At 67.1% G+C, this 16,845-nt stretch carries 13 protein-coding genes; 6 read left to right on the top strand and 7 right to left on the bottom strand.

Translation table 11 applies throughout. The annotated features are described in order from the left end of the window. Nucleotides 1-232 precede the first annotated feature (232 nt). From ACSTA4_RS06890 to ACSTA4_RS06905, 4 genes are all read right to left on the bottom strand, one after another. Complete coding sequence (locus ACSTA4_RS06890; protein ID WP_444962835.1) at nucleotides 233-3,544, bottom strand: type I restriction endonuclease subunit R; 3,312 nt, start codon at nucleotides 3,542-3,544, stop codon at nucleotides 233-235. Continuing rightward, complete coding sequence (locus ACSTA4_RS06895; RefSeq protein ID WP_444962836.1) at nucleotides 3,541-4,764, bottom strand: restriction endonuclease subunit S; 1,224 nt, start codon at nucleotides 4,762-4,764, stop codon at nucleotides 3,541-3,543. The genes ACSTA4_RS06890 and ACSTA4_RS06895 overlap by 4 nt, the downstream gene beginning before the upstream one ends. Next, nucleotides 4,761-6,392, bottom strand: coding sequence for a class I SAM-dependent DNA methyltransferase (locus ACSTA4_RS06900; RefSeq protein WP_444962837.1), 1,632 nt, complete (start codon nucleotides 6,390-6,392; stop codon nucleotides 4,761-4,763). Before ACSTA4_RS06900 ends, ACSTA4_RS06895 begins: the two co-directional genes overlap by 4 nt. Nucleotides 6,393-6,489: 97 nt before the next feature. Then, nucleotides 6,490-8,556, bottom strand: coding sequence for a hypothetical protein (locus ACSTA4_RS06905; RefSeq protein WP_444962838.1), 2,067 nt, complete (start codon nucleotides 8,554-8,556; stop codon nucleotides 6,490-6,492). A gap of 234 nt (nucleotides 8,557-8,790) precedes the next feature. Between ACSTA4_RS06905 and ACSTA4_RS06910 the strand changes: the two genes are divergently transcribed. After that, entirely contained in the window at nucleotides 8,791-9,348 is a 558-nt protein-coding gene (locus tag ACSTA4_RS06910; protein ID WP_444962839.1) for a hypothetical protein, read from the top strand. A gap of 70 nt (nucleotides 9,349-9,418) precedes the next feature. On the opposite strand, the gene ACSTA4_RS06915 is transcribed toward ACSTA4_RS06910, so the two are convergent. Together ACSTA4_RS06915 and ACSTA4_RS06920 are read right to left on the bottom strand one after the other, a co-directional pair. Continuing rightward, on the bottom strand, nucleotides 9,419-9,598 hold the full coding sequence (locus tag ACSTA4_RS06915) for a DUF397 domain-containing protein (RefSeq protein WP_444962840.1): 180 nt from the start codon (nucleotides 9,596-9,598) through the stop codon (nucleotides 9,419-9,421). After that, nucleotides 9,582-10,457, bottom strand: coding sequence for a helix-turn-helix domain-containing protein (locus ACSTA4_RS06920; protein ID WP_444962841.1), 876 nt, complete (start codon nucleotides 10,455-10,457; stop codon nucleotides 9,582-9,584). The genes ACSTA4_RS06915 and ACSTA4_RS06920 overlap by 17 nt, the downstream gene beginning before the upstream one ends. A 225-nt stretch (nucleotides 10,458-10,682) precedes the next feature. On the opposite strand from ACSTA4_RS06920, the gene ACSTA4_RS06925 reads away from it, so the two are divergent. The 5 genes from ACSTA4_RS06925 to ACSTA4_RS06945 all read left to right on the top strand — a co-directional run bounded on the left by ACSTA4_RS06925 (nucleotide 10,683) and on the right by ACSTA4_RS06945 (nucleotide 14,868). Further along, a complete protein-coding gene (locus tag ACSTA4_RS06925; protein WP_444962842.1) occupies nucleotides 10,683-11,243 on the top strand; it encodes an ATP-binding protein in 561 nt (186 codons plus the stop codon). Between the two features lie 105 nt (nucleotides 11,244-11,348). Continuing rightward, the gene (locus ACSTA4_RS06930; protein ID WP_444962843.1) at nucleotides 11,349-11,756 is read left to right on the top strand and encodes a hypothetical protein; all 408 of its coding nucleotides are present in this window, start codon (nucleotides 11,349-11,351) and stop codon (nucleotides 11,754-11,756) included. 477 nt (nucleotides 11,757-12,233) lie between these two features. Then, a complete protein-coding gene (locus ACSTA4_RS06935; protein ID WP_444962844.1) occupies nucleotides 12,234-12,464 on the top strand; it encodes a hypothetical protein in 231 nt (76 codons plus the stop codon). Between the two features lie 9 nt (nucleotides 12,465-12,473). Beyond that, nucleotides 12,474-14,066, top strand: a complete 1,593-nt coding sequence (locus tag ACSTA4_RS06940; protein WP_444962845.1) for an alpha/beta hydrolase — start codon at nucleotides 12,474-12,476, stop codon at nucleotides 14,064-14,066. Nucleotides 14,067-14,148: 82 nt separating this feature from the next. Next, complete coding sequence (locus ACSTA4_RS06945; RefSeq protein ID WP_444962846.1) at nucleotides 14,149-14,868, top strand: hypothetical protein; 720 nt, start codon at nucleotides 14,149-14,151, stop codon at nucleotides 14,866-14,868. A 116-nt stretch (nucleotides 14,869-14,984) separates the two neighbouring features. Here the strand turns inward: ACSTA4_RS06945 and rmuC are convergent, their stop codons facing one another. Beyond that, nucleotides 14,985-16,661 carry a DNA recombination protein RmuC gene (gene rmuC / locus ACSTA4_RS06950; RefSeq protein WP_444964111.1) on the bottom strand — a complete coding sequence of 559 codons (1,677 nt, stop codon included), beginning with the start codon at nucleotides 16,659-16,661 and terminating at the stop codon, nucleotides 14,985-14,987. Between the last annotated feature and the right edge of the window lie 184 nt (nucleotides 16,662-16,845).

A 16,845-nucleotide genomic window follows, 5' to 3' on the forward strand; every position in this document is an offset into this window, starting at 1 on the left:
CGTCCGGATGGTCGCCGTGCGCTCACTCGGGGGCCGGGCCGTCGTGCGCTGGCGGGATCCAGCATGCGGCCCGGCACGCGCGAAGGAGAAGCCTGAAGGTCGGCAAGGGGGGTTATCAGACAAAGAAGGAACGCGATGTGTCGTGCGTGCGTCACCGTGCCCTCGCGCGCACACGTAAGGCCGGGGAGCCCTCCCCGGGCTCCCCGGCCTCGTCAGGACCTGCGGGCGGTGCTCAGCGCCGGGCGGCGGTGGGCGCGTCCAGCCCGGCGAGCTCCTCCATCTGCTTGATGACGTCCTCGATCGCCTTCTTCTCCTGGTCCGGCGGATAGTTGAACTTGGCCAGCAGGCGGCGCACCCGGCTGCGCAGCTTGGCCCGCACCGGCTCGCGCGAGAGCCAGTCGGTGCTCAGGTTCTTGGCGACGTCCTTGACCAGGGCGCGGGCGATGTCGGCCAGGACCTCGTCCTTCATCAGCTCTCGGGCGCTCTCGCTCTTGCACACGGCGTCGTAGAAGGCCAGTTCCTTGTAGTTGAGCGGGGGGTCGAAGCGATCGCCCCGCTGGAACTCGGCCACGGCGTCCTGCGCCAGGGCGAAGAGCTCGGCCAGCACCTGGGCGCTCGTGAGCTGCTCGCGCATGTAGCGGATCATGAGCGCCTCCAACCGCTCGGTGAAGCGCTCCCGGCTGATGGCGTTGTACCGGGTGGCCTCGCGCAGCTTCTCCCGGGCGAGCCGGTGCAGCGCCTCCACCGCCAGGTTGGGGGTCTCCGAGTCCTGGAGGCGGCGCAGCTGGACCTCGTTGAGCCGGGTGATGTCCAGTCGGCCCAGACCCGACTCGGCGTACAGGTCGGTGATCTCCTCGGCGTCCACCGCCGAGGCCGCCAGCTGCGACAGGTACATGCTGATCTCGGCGGGCAGCGCCTCCCCTCGGGCCTCACGGTTGGCGGCCTCCAGCTTGACCACCCAGGCGCGCACCTCCACGAAGAAGGCGATGTCGCGGCGCCAGTGCTCCAGGTCCCCGAACCGCTCGCTGATCTGCGAACTCATCGCGCACAGCTGGTGGAAGCGCTCCAGTTTGGTCGCGCTCTCACGGAAGCGCTGCGACAGGGACTTGCCGTTCCCGTCCTCGGGCTTGCGCTGGGCCTCACGGGAGACTAGGTGGTCGGAGACCAGTTTCAGCGCCCGCAGCCGGGAGTGGTCGCCGCTCGCGGCCAGGAGCCTGCGCCAGTCGATCCCCGACAGCAGGCCGCAGATGGTCTCGTACTCGTTGCGGACCTCGGTGATGGCACGGTCGATGTCCCTACCCAGGGTCTTGTCCCGCTGGTCGCCGGGCGAGTACTCGGCCAGGGCCTTGCGCAGGTTCTCGGACAGCGGGGCGTAGCCCACGAGCAGCCCGTCCTGCTTGTCGCGGAACCGCCGGTTGACGCGGGCCAGGGCCTGCATCAGGTTCGCGCCGCTCATGGACCGGTCCATGTACATGGTGTGGATCGGCGGGGCGTCGTACCCGGTCAGCAGCATGGAGTGCACGATGAGCAGCTGGAGCTCGTCGTCGGGGTCCTTGGCGCGGGCCTGGACGACCCGGTGTCCGGAGGGCCGCATGGCGTGGGCCTTGAGCTCGGGGGAGTCGCCGGGTTCGCCGTGGAAGACCACCTTCATCACGCCCGTGTCGGGACCGGTGCCCACCCACCCCGGGCGCAGCTCGGCCAGGGCGTCGAACATCCGCACGCACACCTCGCGGGTGGCGCACACGAGCATGGCCTTGCCAGGGCTGCCCAGGTAGGGGCGTACCAGCCTCGAACGCTCCTCCCAGTGGTCGACCAGGTCCTGGGCGAGTTTGGCCACCCGGTCAGGAGCCCCGTAGATGTTGGTCATCTGCATGGCGGCCCGCATCGCCCTGCGGCGCTCGGCGTCGTCCATGGCGGCGGTGAGCGTGTCGGCCTGCTCGTCCAGGTCGGCGGGGTCGATGTCCTTGGGCAGGGAGACATCGATGAGCCGCGGCTCGTGGTAGACGCGGACGGTCGCCCCGTCCTCGACCGCGCGCCGCAGGTCGTAGACGTCGATGTAGTCCTCGCCCGCGCCGAACACCTCGCGGGTGTTGGCGTCGGCCTTGGACAGCGGGGTCCCGGTGAAGGCCAGGAGCGTGGCGTGGGGCAGTGCGTCGCGCAGGTGGCGGGCGTAGCCGTCGAGGTTGTCATAGTGGCTGCGGTGGGCCTCGTCGACGATGACGAGGACGTTGCGCCGCTCGGACAGCAGGGGGTGGTCGGCCCCGGACTCGCGCTCGGCCTTGGTACGCCCGAACTTCTGAAGCGTGGTGAAGACGATCCCGCCGGTGTTGGTGTTGGCCAGCAGCTGCCGCAGCTCCTGGCGGGTGTCGGCCTGGACGGGGTCGGCGCCCAGCAGCTCCCGGCTGGCCTGGAAGGTGCCGAGGAGCTGGTCGTCGAGGTCGTTGCGGTCGGTGACGACCACGACGGTGGGGTTGTTCAGCGACGGTTCGCGGGCCACCAGGCCGCTCAGGCAGACCATCTCCTCGGACTTGCCCGATCCCTGCGTGTGCCAGACCACGCCCGCCTGCCCGTTGGTCTGGGAGGCGCGGACCACTGCCTTGAGCGCTTTGTTGACCGCGAAGTACTGGTGGGCCTTGGCCACGCGCTTGCCGTGCCGGCTGCCGCTGCTGGTGAAGTTGACGAAGTTGCGGGCCAGGTCCAGGAAGCGGGCCTGGTCGAACAGCCCGCGCAGGGCCAGGGCCAGCGCGTCGGGCTTCTCGGCGCCGAACTCGCCGTATTCGCCGTACTCGGAGTCGGGACTGTCCAGGGGGTTGCCCTCACCGTCCACGTTCCAGGGCGCAAAGTGCTCGAAGGGCGTGAACGGGGTGCCGTACTTGGCGGTGACGCCGTCCGAGACCAGGCACAGCACGTTGTAGCGGAACGCGGCCGGGAACTCCTCGGCGTAGGTGCCCAGCTGGGCGTGGGCCCTGGCGAGGGTGGTGCGCGAGTCGGAGCCGTTCTTGAGCTCGATGACGGCGAGGGGGAGGCCGTTGACGTAGAGGACCACGTCGAAGCGGCGCTCGTGCTCGCCGTCGACCAGCCGCACCTGGTTGACCGCGCGGAAAGTGTTGGCGTGCGGGTCGCGGAAGTCCACGAGACGGACGGTGGGGAAGCGCTCGGCGCCGAACTCGTCGGTGTAGGTGAGGCGGATACCGGAGGTGAGGTAGCCGTGGGCGAGACGGTTCTCGGGGAGCGGTTCGCGCGACTGGGGGGTGGTGGCGGTGGTCATGACCTGGTCCACGGCGGTGGTGGTGAGCTCCGGGTTGAGCCGTTCCACGGCCTCGCGCAGGTCGTGGTGGAGGATGAGGTCGTCCCAGACCCGGCGCTGCCCGTCAGGGGCGGGGGAGAACTCACGGCCGGGGGCGGCCCGCCAGGCGAGCTCGCCGAGTTCTTCGAGGGCGTACTGCTCCCAGTCGGCCTCGGTCATTCGGCCGGAGGCGGTGAGGGCGGTGTGAGCTTCGGAGGCGTCGGTGGTGGCGGAGTCGCCGGGTCTGGGGGGTGTCATACGTTGTCCTCCACGATTTTCTCAGCGTCCTTGACGCGGAGCTTTCCTGACATCAGCTGGGGAAGAAGGGTGTCGCGCAGTTCCGTGAGCGTTCGGGATTCGGCCAACGCTGCGTCGGCCTTTTCTTCGAGAGCAGTGAGACGTGTGGCAAGCACGCCACTCTCGCCGTCTGGGATCTCGACTTCGAGTTGGCCCAGTTTTGCCTTACTCAGTTCTGTTTGGCCGGTGGAACCCTCTCCCAGAGCTTCAATTCGCTGCTGGGCGGCCAGCATGGCGAACCCGCCGACGACAGTTGGGGTGACTTCAGGGTTGACACGGACAATGGTCACGTGGGAGTCAACCGTGGCTTCGACCGTATGAGACCAGATGGCGACTCGGCCTAATGTGCCGACTCCAGTGGAGTTGACGAGAACATCGCCAGTCTGCAAGCGTCGCGCTTCTTGAACGCGTGCCGCCAGGGTACGACGCGCAGGGTCGAGTAGAACACGACCTGCACGCACACAACGTTGATTGAGGACGGTCATACCGTCTTCGTCCTCGGTGTACTTCGGAGCTTGGCCACGGTTCAGGTAACCGCTCAAACCTTCAATGGTAACTGAGCGGGAATTCTCCGTGATTGACTCTTTGTACAGTGCCAAGCCGAGTTGGCGACTTGTGTCAGCAATGCGCTGGTTGACTGAGATCTTGTCGTCCAGTGCACCGAGTGCGGAAGCGATGGCGTGTTGTTCGTTGATTGGTGGCAAGAGGATGCTGAGTCCTCTTTGGCTTGTCAGGGAGACATAGGCCGCCATATCAGATGAATTTTCGAGAGCTCGAAGTTGCGAAGTGAAGCTTGAAGATATCAAATGGAAATACAGATATCTGGGGCTGATCTTGCTGTGGTCGAGACTGCGCCAAAAGGTTGTTTGCGGTGAACAAACGAATGACGGAGATGATGCGGGGGCGAATGCAACCTTTCCGACGGTCCCCTTGTGTGAAAGAATTACATCATGGCTTTTTCCAATTCCTTTTCTGATGCGTTCGCGGGCTGCTTTGTTGATTCTCTGTGCACTGGAGAAGAGAATGTGCCCATCATGCATGTCTGCGGCGCGAATAAACGACACTCCGTTTGAAGAAAATTCATCACGCCTAGGGCGGTATTCTCCATGGTTCCCGTCTTGGACGAGTAGAAATCCATCTGCTTCGAGCTCCTTGACCGTGTGCTTGGTCCATTTGTTCATCCGATCCTCCCGAGCTGCTCGCGGACGACGCCCTCAAGGCGCTTGGACTCGTCGAAGTGCTCGAAGAGCTCCTTCGTCAGACGGGCGATCTTCTCATCCAGCGGTTCGGCGTCTGGGTCTTCTTCAACCTCGGCCGCACCCACATACCGACCCGGGGTGAGCACGTATTCGTTCTTGGCGATCTCCTGGAGCTTGGCCGAGTAGGCGAAGCCGGGAACGTCCTCGTAGGTCAGCTTCTTCTTCCTGGCGGACTCGGTACCGCGCCAGGCGTGGAAGGTGTCCGCGACCTTCGCCAGGTCTTCCTCCGAGAACACCCGCTCGGTGCGGTTGATCATCTCGCCCATCTCCCGGGCGTCGATGAACAGCACCTCGCCGCGCCGGTCACTGGTTGCCCCAGCCCCCTGCACACCCTTGTCCCTGGTCAGGAACCACAGGCACGCCGGGATCGCCGTGGTCCGGAACAGGTTCCCCGGCAGCGCCACCATGCACGCCACCAGGTCCGCGTCCACGATCGCCTTGCGGATCTCGCCCTCACCCGAGGACTGCGAGGACATCGACCCGTTGGCCAGGACCACGCCCGCCGTACCCCGATCACCCATCTTCGAGATGATGTGCTGCAACCAGGCGTAGTTGGCGTTGTTCGCTGGTGGAACACCGAACTTCCACCGCTGGTCCTCGGTGCTCCGCTCCCACGGGTGCAGGTTGAACGGCGGGTTGGCCATCACGAAGTCGGCCTTCAGGTCCGGCAGCTTGTCGTCGGCGAACGTGTCCGCCCACCGTTTCCCGACGCCCTCGGGGTCCATGCCGTGGATGGCCAGGTTCATCTTGGCCAGCCGCCACGTGCGCTCGTTGGCTTCTTGGCCGTAGACCGCGATGTCGTGCGTGCGGTCGCGCCCGCCGTGGTGTTCGACGAACTTCTGCGCCTGCACGAACATGCCGCCGGAGCCGCAGCACGGGTCGTAGACCCGCCCCTTGTACGGTTCCAGGATCTCCACCAGCAGCTCCACCACGCTCTTGGGCGTGTAGAACTCCCCGGCCCGCTTGCCCTCGGCCCGCGCGAACTGCTCCAGGAAGTACTCATAGGTCTCCCCGAGCACGTCCTGGGCGGTCTTCTCCCCGTCGCCCGCGAACCGGGCGTCGCTGATGAGGTCCACCAACCCCTTCAACCGCTTCTGGTCCACGTTGTCGCGGTTGAAGATCTGCGGCAGCACACCGGTGAGCGCCTTGTTCTCCTTCATCAACTCGCCCATGGCGTCGTCGATGAGCTTGCCGACCCCCTCGGGGGTGCTGGCGGCGTTATCGGCGATGTACTTCCACCGCGCCTTCTCCGGCACCCAGAAGACGTTCTCCTCGATGTAGGAGTCCTGGTCCTCCAGGAAGGCTGCCCGGCGGTGCTCGGGGATTCCATCTTCTTCCAGCTCGATGACGAGCTCCCGGCGGCGCTCGTCGAAGGCGTCCGTGACGTACTTGAGGAAGACCAGCCCCAGCACGAACTCCTTGTACTGGGCGGCGTCCATCGACCCGCGCAGCTGGTCGGCGGCCTTCCACAGGATGGCCCGGATCTCCTGGGGGGTGGAGGCGCTGAACAGCTCACCCTGCTGGGTGCTGGCGCGCTTGCGTGGCGGCATGTGCTCTGTGTTCCTTCCGGGTTGTGGTGCTGCCCGGCGACGCGGCCACACGAGGGGAGGGCGGAGCCGAAGCAGCGGGGATACGCGGAAAAGTCTGTCAGGTGGGAGGGACGGCCAGCGTCCCGTCGCTGAACCCGGCGGCGCTCAGCCGCCGGATCGTGTCGAGTTCGGCGTACTGCGCGTCCAGCAGCGCGCGTCTGCGTTCGGCCCCGGCGAGCACGGCGTCCAGGCGGGCGACCTCCTCCGGGTGCAGGTCGGGCAGGGCGATCTCCCCGACCCCGCGCGGGGCGCGGACCGCCCCCGCTGGTCGCTGCGCGGAGGAGGCCCCCTCCAGCAGCAGCGTCAGAACCCGGGGGGTGAGCGCCCGTCTGGCCTCGCGGTTCACCCGCAGGATCCGGGCGGGGAAAGCCACCACCGAGGAGCCCTCGTGGTCGATCATCACCCCGAACTCCGGGCCGGTCGTGTACACCACGTCCCCCGGTTCGGTCAGGGCCGCGTGCGGGTACTCCACCGCGAACACGACCCGGTCGATCCACCGGCCGTCGCGCGGTGCCCGGCCCAGTACCTCGTCCGGGCCGAGGACGGCGTACTGCCCCCGCGCTTCGATGTGCTCGGCCGCGATCCGGTGGCCCTTGACCAGGACGAGACGCTTCTGCCTGATCAGGGTTCCCACGGTGACCCGCTCCGGCGCGGGCCCCACCCGGCGCACCAGCCCGCCGCGCAGCGGGCCGTGCGCGTCCGCGTGTGACCGCGCCTGGTTCTCCGCCTCGGACAGGCGTGCTTCGGCCTCGGCGATCAGGGCCGGACGGTCGCGAACAGTGCGGGACAGGATCCGCGAGACCGGCGGTCCCGGGGGCACGAGGGGATCGCCGAACCGCTCCTCCAGGTCCTTGACGGTCACCGACAGGCCGTACCGGGGGTCGTGGCCGCCCAGGTGGTGTCCCTCGCGCCGCCAGAGCAGGATGTCCTCGGCCAGGGCCTCCCCGACGCCCGAGTCCAGGGAACGGGCGCCGATGTCGCTGATGAGCACCCGGCCGCGCGCGGCGGCCACCGGCTCCCGGGTCAGGGTCCACATAGCGCACCCGTAGCCGGGCCGGTAGGGGTCGGCGCCGCCGGGGAGGGTGGTGACCGACTCGACCAGGCCGCTGCGCAGCAGGCGTGAGCGGATCTGCGCCTCGCGTGCGTCCAGCTCCCCGACCAGGGCGTCGGCGGGGCCGACGACCACCGCCGTGCAGCCCTCGCCGAGCAGGTCCCCGATGGACTCCACCTCCTCCAGGACCAGGGACCTGGAACGGCTCTCCCCGGCCTGGTAGGGCAAGGTGGTCACGATCAGGTCGGGGTCGGCCAGCCGCTCCTCCAGTTCTCCGCCCTCCTGCACGTCCAGGCCGAGTTCGGGGACCCCGGACAGCTCCAGGCGGCGGCGGGTGAGCCGGGCCAGGACGGCGCTGCGCTCCGCGGCCAGGGCCGTGGTGTCGGAGGGGTCGTCGAGCGCGGCCACGACGTCGTGGAGCAGGTCCCCGCACAGCGCGTGCGGGTCGGCGACGGTGAGGGTGCCGTCGTCGCGGACGCGCCCCAGCGGGTCGGCGACGCGCACGACCAGGCGGCGCAGCCCGGGGGAGAGGGAACCGGTGTCGGGGCCGGTGAGGCCGAGGCGGTGCCGGTGGGCCATGAGGTGTTCGTGGGCGCCGCCGGGGGTGTAGGCGGCCTCGACCAGCTCTTCGGCCAGGGGTGCCAGACGGGCGGAGAGAGCGGGGTCCTCGACCAGCTCCCGCCGGAAGAACTCGTCTTCGGGATCCATGCGCTCCACCCGGTCGAGCAGCGCGTCCTCCGTGGTGCCGGCGAGGGGTTTCTCGTCCATGTGGTGCAGGCACAGCAGCGCGCCGAGCACGGAGACCAGGCGCTGTGCACCGATCTCCTCGGCGAGGCGGACGAGGCCGTGCGCGACCAGTTCCGGGCCGATCTCGTCGGCGGGGGTGTTACCCAGGCCGGTGGTGGTGAGCCAGTCGGCGATCGTGCGGCCGTCGAACCAGGTGCGGTTGCCCCTCTCCGCGATGGGAGCCGGGAAGTCCGGGTAGCGCCGCCGCCAGGTGGAGACCACCGGGCGCTGGACGCGGGCGAGGGTGGCGATGTCGGACAGGGAGAGCAGCGGGGGTGACGACGGCATCCGGTGCTTCCTCGCTCTCTGCGCTGGGGGTGGGGTGAGGGAGTGAGGCCACTCTAGAGCAGAATCCCCGATTCCGTAGGCCTTTCTCTGATAACCGGGCTTATCGTCCCGTGGCGGGGTGGTTTCGGGGATTTCTGGCTACTGTCCTCTCCATGGCGCGGGCGGACAGCCGCCCGCCTCCCACACCACGGCGTCCGGTGCGCCACCGGTACCGGTAGACCAGGAGGACCCCTCGTGAGCCGACAGCACGCACGTTTCCGCAGGAGCACCACCCGTCCGCCGCGCGCCGCCCGTCCGCGCAGGTGCGGCAAGCGCTGGTTCAAGGACCAGGTCAGCGCTCAGCTCGCCCTGGCCACCATCCGCCGTTACGGGAGGGACCGCACGGATCGGATGCCGCGCCGGGCCTACGAATGCCCGTCCTGCAAGGGGTGGCACCTGACCTCCCAGGAGGAACTTCCCTACTCCGCCCGCGCAGCCCGGTCCTCCGGTGAGGGGCTGCGTGTTCCGGGGCCCCGGCGCGCGGAGCCCCGGAAGCCGGATGAGCAGCGGAGGCTGAGGACCAACCAGGCGATGCGGGCACACCGGATCGTTCAGGGGCTGGAGCCGTGGGTGTGCGCCTACGCGGGTGAGCACGCGGAGGCACACGGGCGCGGGCCGACCTGGCGCGAGCTGGAGGCGGTGTTCGGCTGGGACCGGTGGGCGGGCGCGCTGGTCATCCGGTACCTGGTGGACCAGGGGTGGCTGCGGGAGGAGGAGGGAAGCCCGTGCCTGCTGCCCGGTGAGCGCGGGTGAGCGCGGAAAGACGGGGGTGCCCGGCCACTGCCAGGGGGAGGCAGCGGCCGGGCACTGTTGTGTCTATCGGTCAGCGGGAGAGGGCGGCGGAGAGGAAGCCGCTCCACTCGGTGGCGGGGAAGGGAAGGTGTCCGGCGTCGGGGTGCTTGGAGTCGCGGATGGCAGCGCCGCAGGGGAGGTCGGCGATCTCGACGCAGTTCTGGGCATGTCCGCTGTAGCTGCTCTTACGGAAGTTAAGGGTGGTGGCCATGAGGACTCTCTAGGGACTTCATGATGCTGGTGATGAGATCGGCAGATCGCACGGTACTCAGGGCAGACCCCTGGATGTCACTGAAGGTAGCACTATGCGCTTCAACCTCATCCTGCTCCTCCAGGAAGAGCCCATTGGATGCGGTGTCGATGTACACGATGGGGAGGTCCAAAGGGTCGGGGAACTCCAGGATGGTAAAAGGAGCGCATAGTCCGGAATGTGACCCAACATCAGCAGGCAGCACCTGAAGGTCGATGTTGGACAGCTGGGCCATGCGATGAAGGTAGGCAAGCTGTTTCTTGAGGATCTCCTTGCCGCCTATCGGCTTGTGAAGCGCGCTCTCCTCGATGACTGCACGGAGCCGCGCCGGGTAGTGCCGGACCAGGATCTCTCGGCGGACCATGCGCGCTTCAGCCTTTTTCCTGATGATTTCGGGGTTCGCGAACCGCCCTCCTCGTAGTAGAGCTTCTGCGTAGTCGGGTGTCTGTAGTAGCCCAGGCACCATCTGTGTCTCGAAGGTGCGAATCACTGAGGCCTCAGCTTCGAAGTCAGGTAGAGCGCGTTCGGTGAAGACCTCTTTGTACTTGGACCACCAGCCTCGTTGGCGCGCATCCTTCGCGAGCGCGTGCATGACCGATCGCTTGTCAGGATCGGTGATCTCGTAGAGGTCCATCAACTTGTCGAGATCGTCCGCTTTGATGCGTTTCGTCTCGGTCGTCTCCATTTTGGAGACTTTCCCGGAGCTCCACCCGTACTTGTTGCCGACTTGTGTGGCGGTGTAGCCAGTTGCTTCTCGGGATTGGCGGAGCATGGTCGCCAGGCGGCGAAGTCGGAGGGTTGGGCTGTTGGAAGGGGTCATGGCAGCACCCTAGCGAAAAAAATTCAGGATGATAGAGATAGAGCTTGAAAACTCTACGATTGCTAGTTATCTTTGGGGTGTAGTCGTGACCATGTCATCACGGAGAGTCTCTAGTGGTCAGGCTACGCCCCGCCCGTTCCGCGCATCACGGCATCCGTGAGACTCCTCCAACGGGCACCACGAAACCCCTGTTCACCTCGTGCCATGCCAAGGAGTGTGTTCGTCATGCCCGCAACCGTCCCGGCTCCCGTGCCCGTGCTGGGTGAGGCCACCGTGCCGCTGTCCAGCTTCATTCGGCCCATGCACCGCCACTACTTCACCCGCTGCGCCGAACGCCCGAACTACCGCCTGCGCCGCTACGACTTCGCCGGGACCCCGGCCGTCATGCCGCTGGTGCGGGCGTTCCTGGACACCTGCGCCGCCGCCAAGCCCGCCGACTACCGGTACCTGTTCACCCTGCTCGGTAGCGAACTGGCCAACAACAGCATCCGCCACAGCCTCTCCGGTCGCCCCGGGGGCACCTACACCCTGCTCGTGCACCGCCACCGCACCGGACTGAACCTGGCCTGCCGTGACCGCGGCGGCCTGCGCGACAAGGACGCCCGTCTCAAGCCCAACCCCGACGGCCTGAACCTGTCCGCCGAGTCCGGGCGCGGCCTGGCCCTGGTGGACGCCTTCGCCTCCGAGTGGGGCGACAACGGCAACGCCCACTACCGCACGGTCTGGTTCTACCTGGCCTACGACCTCACCGGAAGCCGCTGGGACTCCGACAACCGAGACGACTGACCTGTCGGTGATATGAGACGGGCCCAGGAGAGCGTTGCCGCGCTTCTCCCGGGCCCTGAATCCCCCAGAAACCCAACACAGACATATGCAAGGAAAGAGGATCTGATGCGTAACCCTATCCCCTCGCCCCGGCGCCCCGACGACTTCCGTCCCTTCCCGATGCTCCCGCGCCGCACACCGCTCATCGGCCCGGCCTGCCCCTCCTGTGACCACCCCTCCTGCCGGACCCGCCGCGCCCAACGGCTTCCCCGCCTGGGCGGCCACCGCGCCGAGTTCGCCCGCGAGCACGACCAGGCAGCGGCCGCCCAGGCCCGCAACCGCCACCTGGTCATCTGGTGGGGCGAGGCCACCCAGTCCTTCTGGGTCGCCACTCCCGCCGGGCTGACCGAGGCCGCCGACATCGACGCCCTCCTCCTCACTCTGCGACCGCACGGAACCCTGGACTCCGACCCGCCCGCCGCCCGCCCCTGGGTGCGGATGACAGGCGACGCGCGTCTTCCCGCAGCGGCCTGACCGGTTGCCGTCAGCACCGCGGACCGTGGCCGCCCCGTTCCCGCGCGGGGCGGCCACGGCTCCTGTTCACCGGTGAATGACCATGGGAAACGTCCGGATCAGAGGGGGCGGAACAGTGAACCGGCTGTCCAGAAAATCATCTTGGTGTCACAAGAGCTGGACCTGGGAAAACGCAGGTTCGATGGTAAGTCCGCCCTGCTGTTGAACGTGGCCTGAACTGCTTATACGCGTCAGATTCGAGGGTGCTTGCAGAATAGGGTGCGTTTTCTTCGTGTTTGAGCATTGGGACTTGCGGCGTGTAGCATTCCGATGCTCCAGGTGGAACTCCGTTTCCGAGGGTCCTCTGGGTTGCCCGTGTATATCCCCCGCTCCCCGCCCCAGGAGGATCCCATCTCTAGCGCTGGTGTGAATCGGGACGAGGCGATAGTCGCCGCGGGAAGCGCGGCGGACCTGGCCGACACCATGAATGGACTCAGCGTGGACTTCCAGAACGACGTGAGTCCCGTGTACGGCACCCAGGGGCTCAGCGGGCTCGCCCACTACGAGACGGAGGGCGTCGAGCGCATCGTTCTGGCCGCGAGCAACAGCAGGGCTTTGGCGGAGACCACCGAGGGTGCGGGCGAGGAGATCGCCATGACCGACAACGAGGGCGCGGTCGAGTACAGCACCCTCGAAATGCCCTTGGCCCGCAACGTGAACTTCCACTAGGAGCTCCGGGTGTCAGTTGAGTCCATGAGCCTCGGGCTCCCCGAAGACGTCGACGCCGACCCCGAGGTCCTTCGGCAGGGCGCGAGCGACCTCCTCACCACCAGGCAGACCATGCTCGGTTACTCCTCCGACCTGGACAGCGGTTTCTGGGCGGCTGCGAACGAGTTCACCGAAACCATCGCCTGGGACATCCGGGGAGCCTCCCAGTCCGACATCGAGTCCTGGCAGGCGGTGGGCGAGCTCCTGACCTACGGTTCGGGGGCTCTGGAGCTCTACGCGGAGGCGGTGGACGCCTACCGGGAGGTCCGCGAGGACGTCCAAGGCCGGTGGGACTTCTACAAGAGTGAGGCCCTCAGCCGGATCGAGGAGAACGGTGCGGACACCCTCACCTTCACCGGCAGCACCCAGGAGGAGGCGGAGAGGGAGTACCTCACCACGGTCCGCAGCACGCTCCTCGGAGAGCACCAGGACGCCCGTAACGACCTGGACGACGCGACGGACGACGCCAACGACACGCTCCGGAACGGCCCCACCACCGACATGTGGCAGCGCTTCGTGGATGCGGGGCTGATGACGGGCAAGGAGGTCGACCTGTTCGGCGGGTCGGTCCACCCCACCGTCGGTGAACCACCGGGGGAGGACTGGACCCCGGAGCAGGTCGCGCACTGGTGGTACAACCTCGCGCCGAACCAGCAGGACTACGCCATGGAGGAGTACCCGGACGAGCTGAGGAACCTGGACGGTGTCCCCGTCGTCGTCCGAGACGAGTTGAACCGCGAGCGGTTGGAGCTGGAGCTCGACCGGGTGACCAGTGCGGGTATGGGACACATGACCTACTCGTGGGAGCAGCTGAGGGAGATCGAGGAGGCGCTCGCCTCCGATGACAAGTACCTCATCTACTTCGACCCGTACGCGAACGGGGCGGGGGAGGCCGCCATCTCCACCGGCAACCCCGACCACGCGGACAACGTGTCCACTCTCGTGCCCGGCATGCTCAACGACATGGGCAGTATGGCGGACGACGTCGTCCGTTCGGAGGCGATCTACGGGGAGATGCGGGAGAACCGACCGGACGAGGACCACGCGAGCATCGTCTGGATGGGCTACGACGCGCCCCTCGGCGGCGGATTCGATCCAGAGCAGTCTGCCGAGAGGCTCGCCGCGTTCCAGGACGGCCTGCGCGCCACCCACAGGGGAGACGAACCGTCGCACAACACGGTCATGGGGCACAGCTTCGGCGCGTTCGTGGCCGGGGCGGCGGACAACCCGGACATCGGCGGAGGGCTCGACGCGGACTCGCTGGTGCTCCTCGGCGGCCCCGGAGCGAGCGTGGACAACATCACCGAGTTGTCCACGGACACGGACGACGTCCACGTCGTCCAGGGCGATGACGACTGGATCAGGTACCTGGACCAGTCCGATGCGCTCGGCGAGCACTACGGGACACCGCCCGACAACGACGAGTTCTTCGAGGACCCGGACAACCCCGATGAGACTCTGGGCCACCGCCTGGACCCGGAGGAGAAGACCGGGCACTCCGGCTACTTCGAGGACGAGGAGACGCTCGACTACCTCGGCGACGTCGCCACCGGAAGCGGGTGACGGGAAGCCTCCGGGAGAACCGGAGGGGCCGGCCCCGGCAGGAGAGCCGGTGTGGGGGAGGAAGAGACTGGGGAGAGAGCGCGTGAACAAGGTCTACAACGGTGTGTCGTCCCTGATCAGGCGGGTGGTCGGTCCCGACGACGCACCGGAGCCGACCACGTTCCGGTGGGTGGAGTTCCTTCAGAAACGGTGGTGGCTGCTCCTCGTCCTCGCGGCCGTCGTGGGGTTCGCCGCAGGACTGGCGTCGGGCTTCCTCGTCTTTCGGCGGGACGAGTCGCCCCATCCGACGCTGGGTCTGTTCGTCACCCCGGTGGTGCTTCTCGGGTACGCGGCCGCACGTCCCGGACAGGCTGCCTGGGCCGGACTGGCGGCTCTGCTGTTCGCCGTTCTCGGAGACTTCGTCGGAGTGCGGTACACCCTGCCCGAACACGACCTTCTCCTGTATCGGACGTGGTTCGTGTTCGCGCTGTGCATCGGTCCTTCACTGGGGGTCCTCGGTTACCTGATCCGCGCCAGATGGAAAGTGGTCCGGGCGGCGGCCACCGGAGTCGTCACAGCACTCGTCCTCGTGCCGTTCTACTACCGCTTCGAGGGGGACGAGTTCCTCGTGGACTCGATGACCCCCTACACGATGGTGTTCGACGCGGCCTCGATCGCTGTCTTCCTGATCCTGTGCAGGGGGGTCCTCAGCCGGGTGGCCGCGGTTCTCCTGGCGTACCTGCTGGTGTGGGGGATCCGGCTCATGCCTCTCCTCTACCTCTGGTTCCTGTTCCTCCTGTGGGCCTTCGGTGAGGGTGCGTGAACGAGGCGGCGGAAGTCGGACTTCCGCCACGGTCTGACGGACACCGCACACCGCGCACGGCTGCGGCCCTTCCCCGAATCCACCGGGAAGGGCCGCAGCGTTTCTCTGCTCTTCGTTCAATTGAGCGGTGCGGTCTCCGGATCGGTGGCCTCGACGGCGGACGCGGCGGGCTCCGCGGTGACCGCGCGCACCAGCTCCGGAGCCTTCATCTCTCGTGTCAGGGAGCCCATCGGGCCCAGTTCCGAAATCTCCTTGGAAGCGGCTACCCCGAGTTCGGGGAAACGACGGGCTGCGGGCAACACGCTCCGCTCCAGCGAACCGATCGTCTTGTCGTAGAACTCCACGGTCTTGTCGATGTGGTGACCGAGGTTGCCGAGGTGACCGCTCAACGTGGCGAGGCGCTCGTAGATGTCCCGACCGAGCTTCTGGATCTGCTCGGTCTTGTCGCGCACGGTCTTCTGGTCCCAGGCCAGGGCAATGGTGCGCAGCATGGGGAACAGCATGTTGGGAGTGACGATGATGACCTTCTTCCCCATGCCGTACTCGTAGAGGTCGGGCTTCCTGTCCAGTGCGGCCTGCAACAGGGCCTCGCTCGGCAGGAACATGAGGACGAAGTCCGGGCTGCCCGCGACCTTCACGAAGTACTCCTTCGCCGTGAGCGCGTCCACGTGCTTACGGACCTGTTCGGCGTGCTTCTCCATGTAGCGGTTGTGCTCGGTGTCATCGTCCGTTTCCACGGCGTCCATGAAGGCGTCGAGGGAGACCTTGGCGTCCACCACGATCCTGCGGCCATTGATGAGCTTGACGACCATGTCCGGCCGCTGTACCCGCTCCTCGCCCTCGACCGTGACCTGGGTGTCGAAGTCACAGTGCTCCCGTAGGTTGGCCATCTCCACGGCCCGCTTGAGGTGGAGTTCGCCCCACTGCCCGCGTACCTGCGGCTTGCGCAGCGCCTTGACCAGCGCTTCGGTCTGTGCGCGGCTTCGTACGCCCTCCGCCACCAGGTTCTTGATTTGTTCGTCCAGCCTGGCCTCGGTCGAGGCGCGCTTGCCGTCGACCTCGCGCAGGTGCACGTCCAGCTCCTGGAGCTTCTCCGTAATGTCCTTGGCGGTCGTACCCAGCTTCTCGTCCGCGGTGGCGGTCAGCTCTTCCTTGGAGGCCTTCAGCATCTTGGCCACGGTCGCCTCGACCTGTTCGGTCTGGAGGCGGCTGTGCTCCTCGCGGACCTGGTCCATCTCCTTCTGGATCGCGGTCACTTCGGCCTGCTGCTTCTCCAGCCCTGCCCGCTCGGTGCGCAGCTTCTCGATGACGGCCTTGTGTTCCTCGATGAGTTCCTTCCGCTGGTCGGCCACCGCCTCCAGTGCGGCCTTGTCCCTTTCAGAGGCGGTCAGTTCCCCCTCCAGGTCGCGGAGCCGCTGCCGACTCTCGTCAAGGGACTTCCTCAGTCCCCCCGCATCGGTCGCGGCCCTCTGGTTCTGGCCTCGGAGGGCGTTGAGTTCGGCCTCCAGGGCGCCGATCCGCCCGGACGCGGCTTCCAACCTGGCGTTCTGTTCGGTCGCGGCGATCTCCCGTTCGCGCTGCGCGCTCCGGGCTTCGTCGCGCTCCCGGCGCAGCGTCTCGGCCTGGGTGCGGGCCTGGTCGCGCTGTTCCTCGGCGAGCTTCCATTCCGTTCGCAGACGGTTTTGCTCGTCGCTGTGATGGCGGTTCCGGGACTCGGAGCGGTGGCGGGCGAACAGGTAGCCGAGGACGGCGAAGACCGCGGCCGTCGCTGCGAGGAGGGCGAAGATGAGCATGGTGTTCACGGTGATTCCTCTAAGGGAAGTGCGCAGACCGGATCAACAGCCTGCGAAGAGGGTGGGACCACCGCGTTCCACGGGCTGCCCGGGAAAGGTGGGCAGCGGGTGAAACGCGATAGCCATCACCATAGGGAACTCATCGTCCTCAATGCAGTTGAACATTCGATAAGGCCTGTTATCA

Source organism: Nocardiopsis sp. M1B1 (assembly GCF_052466615.1).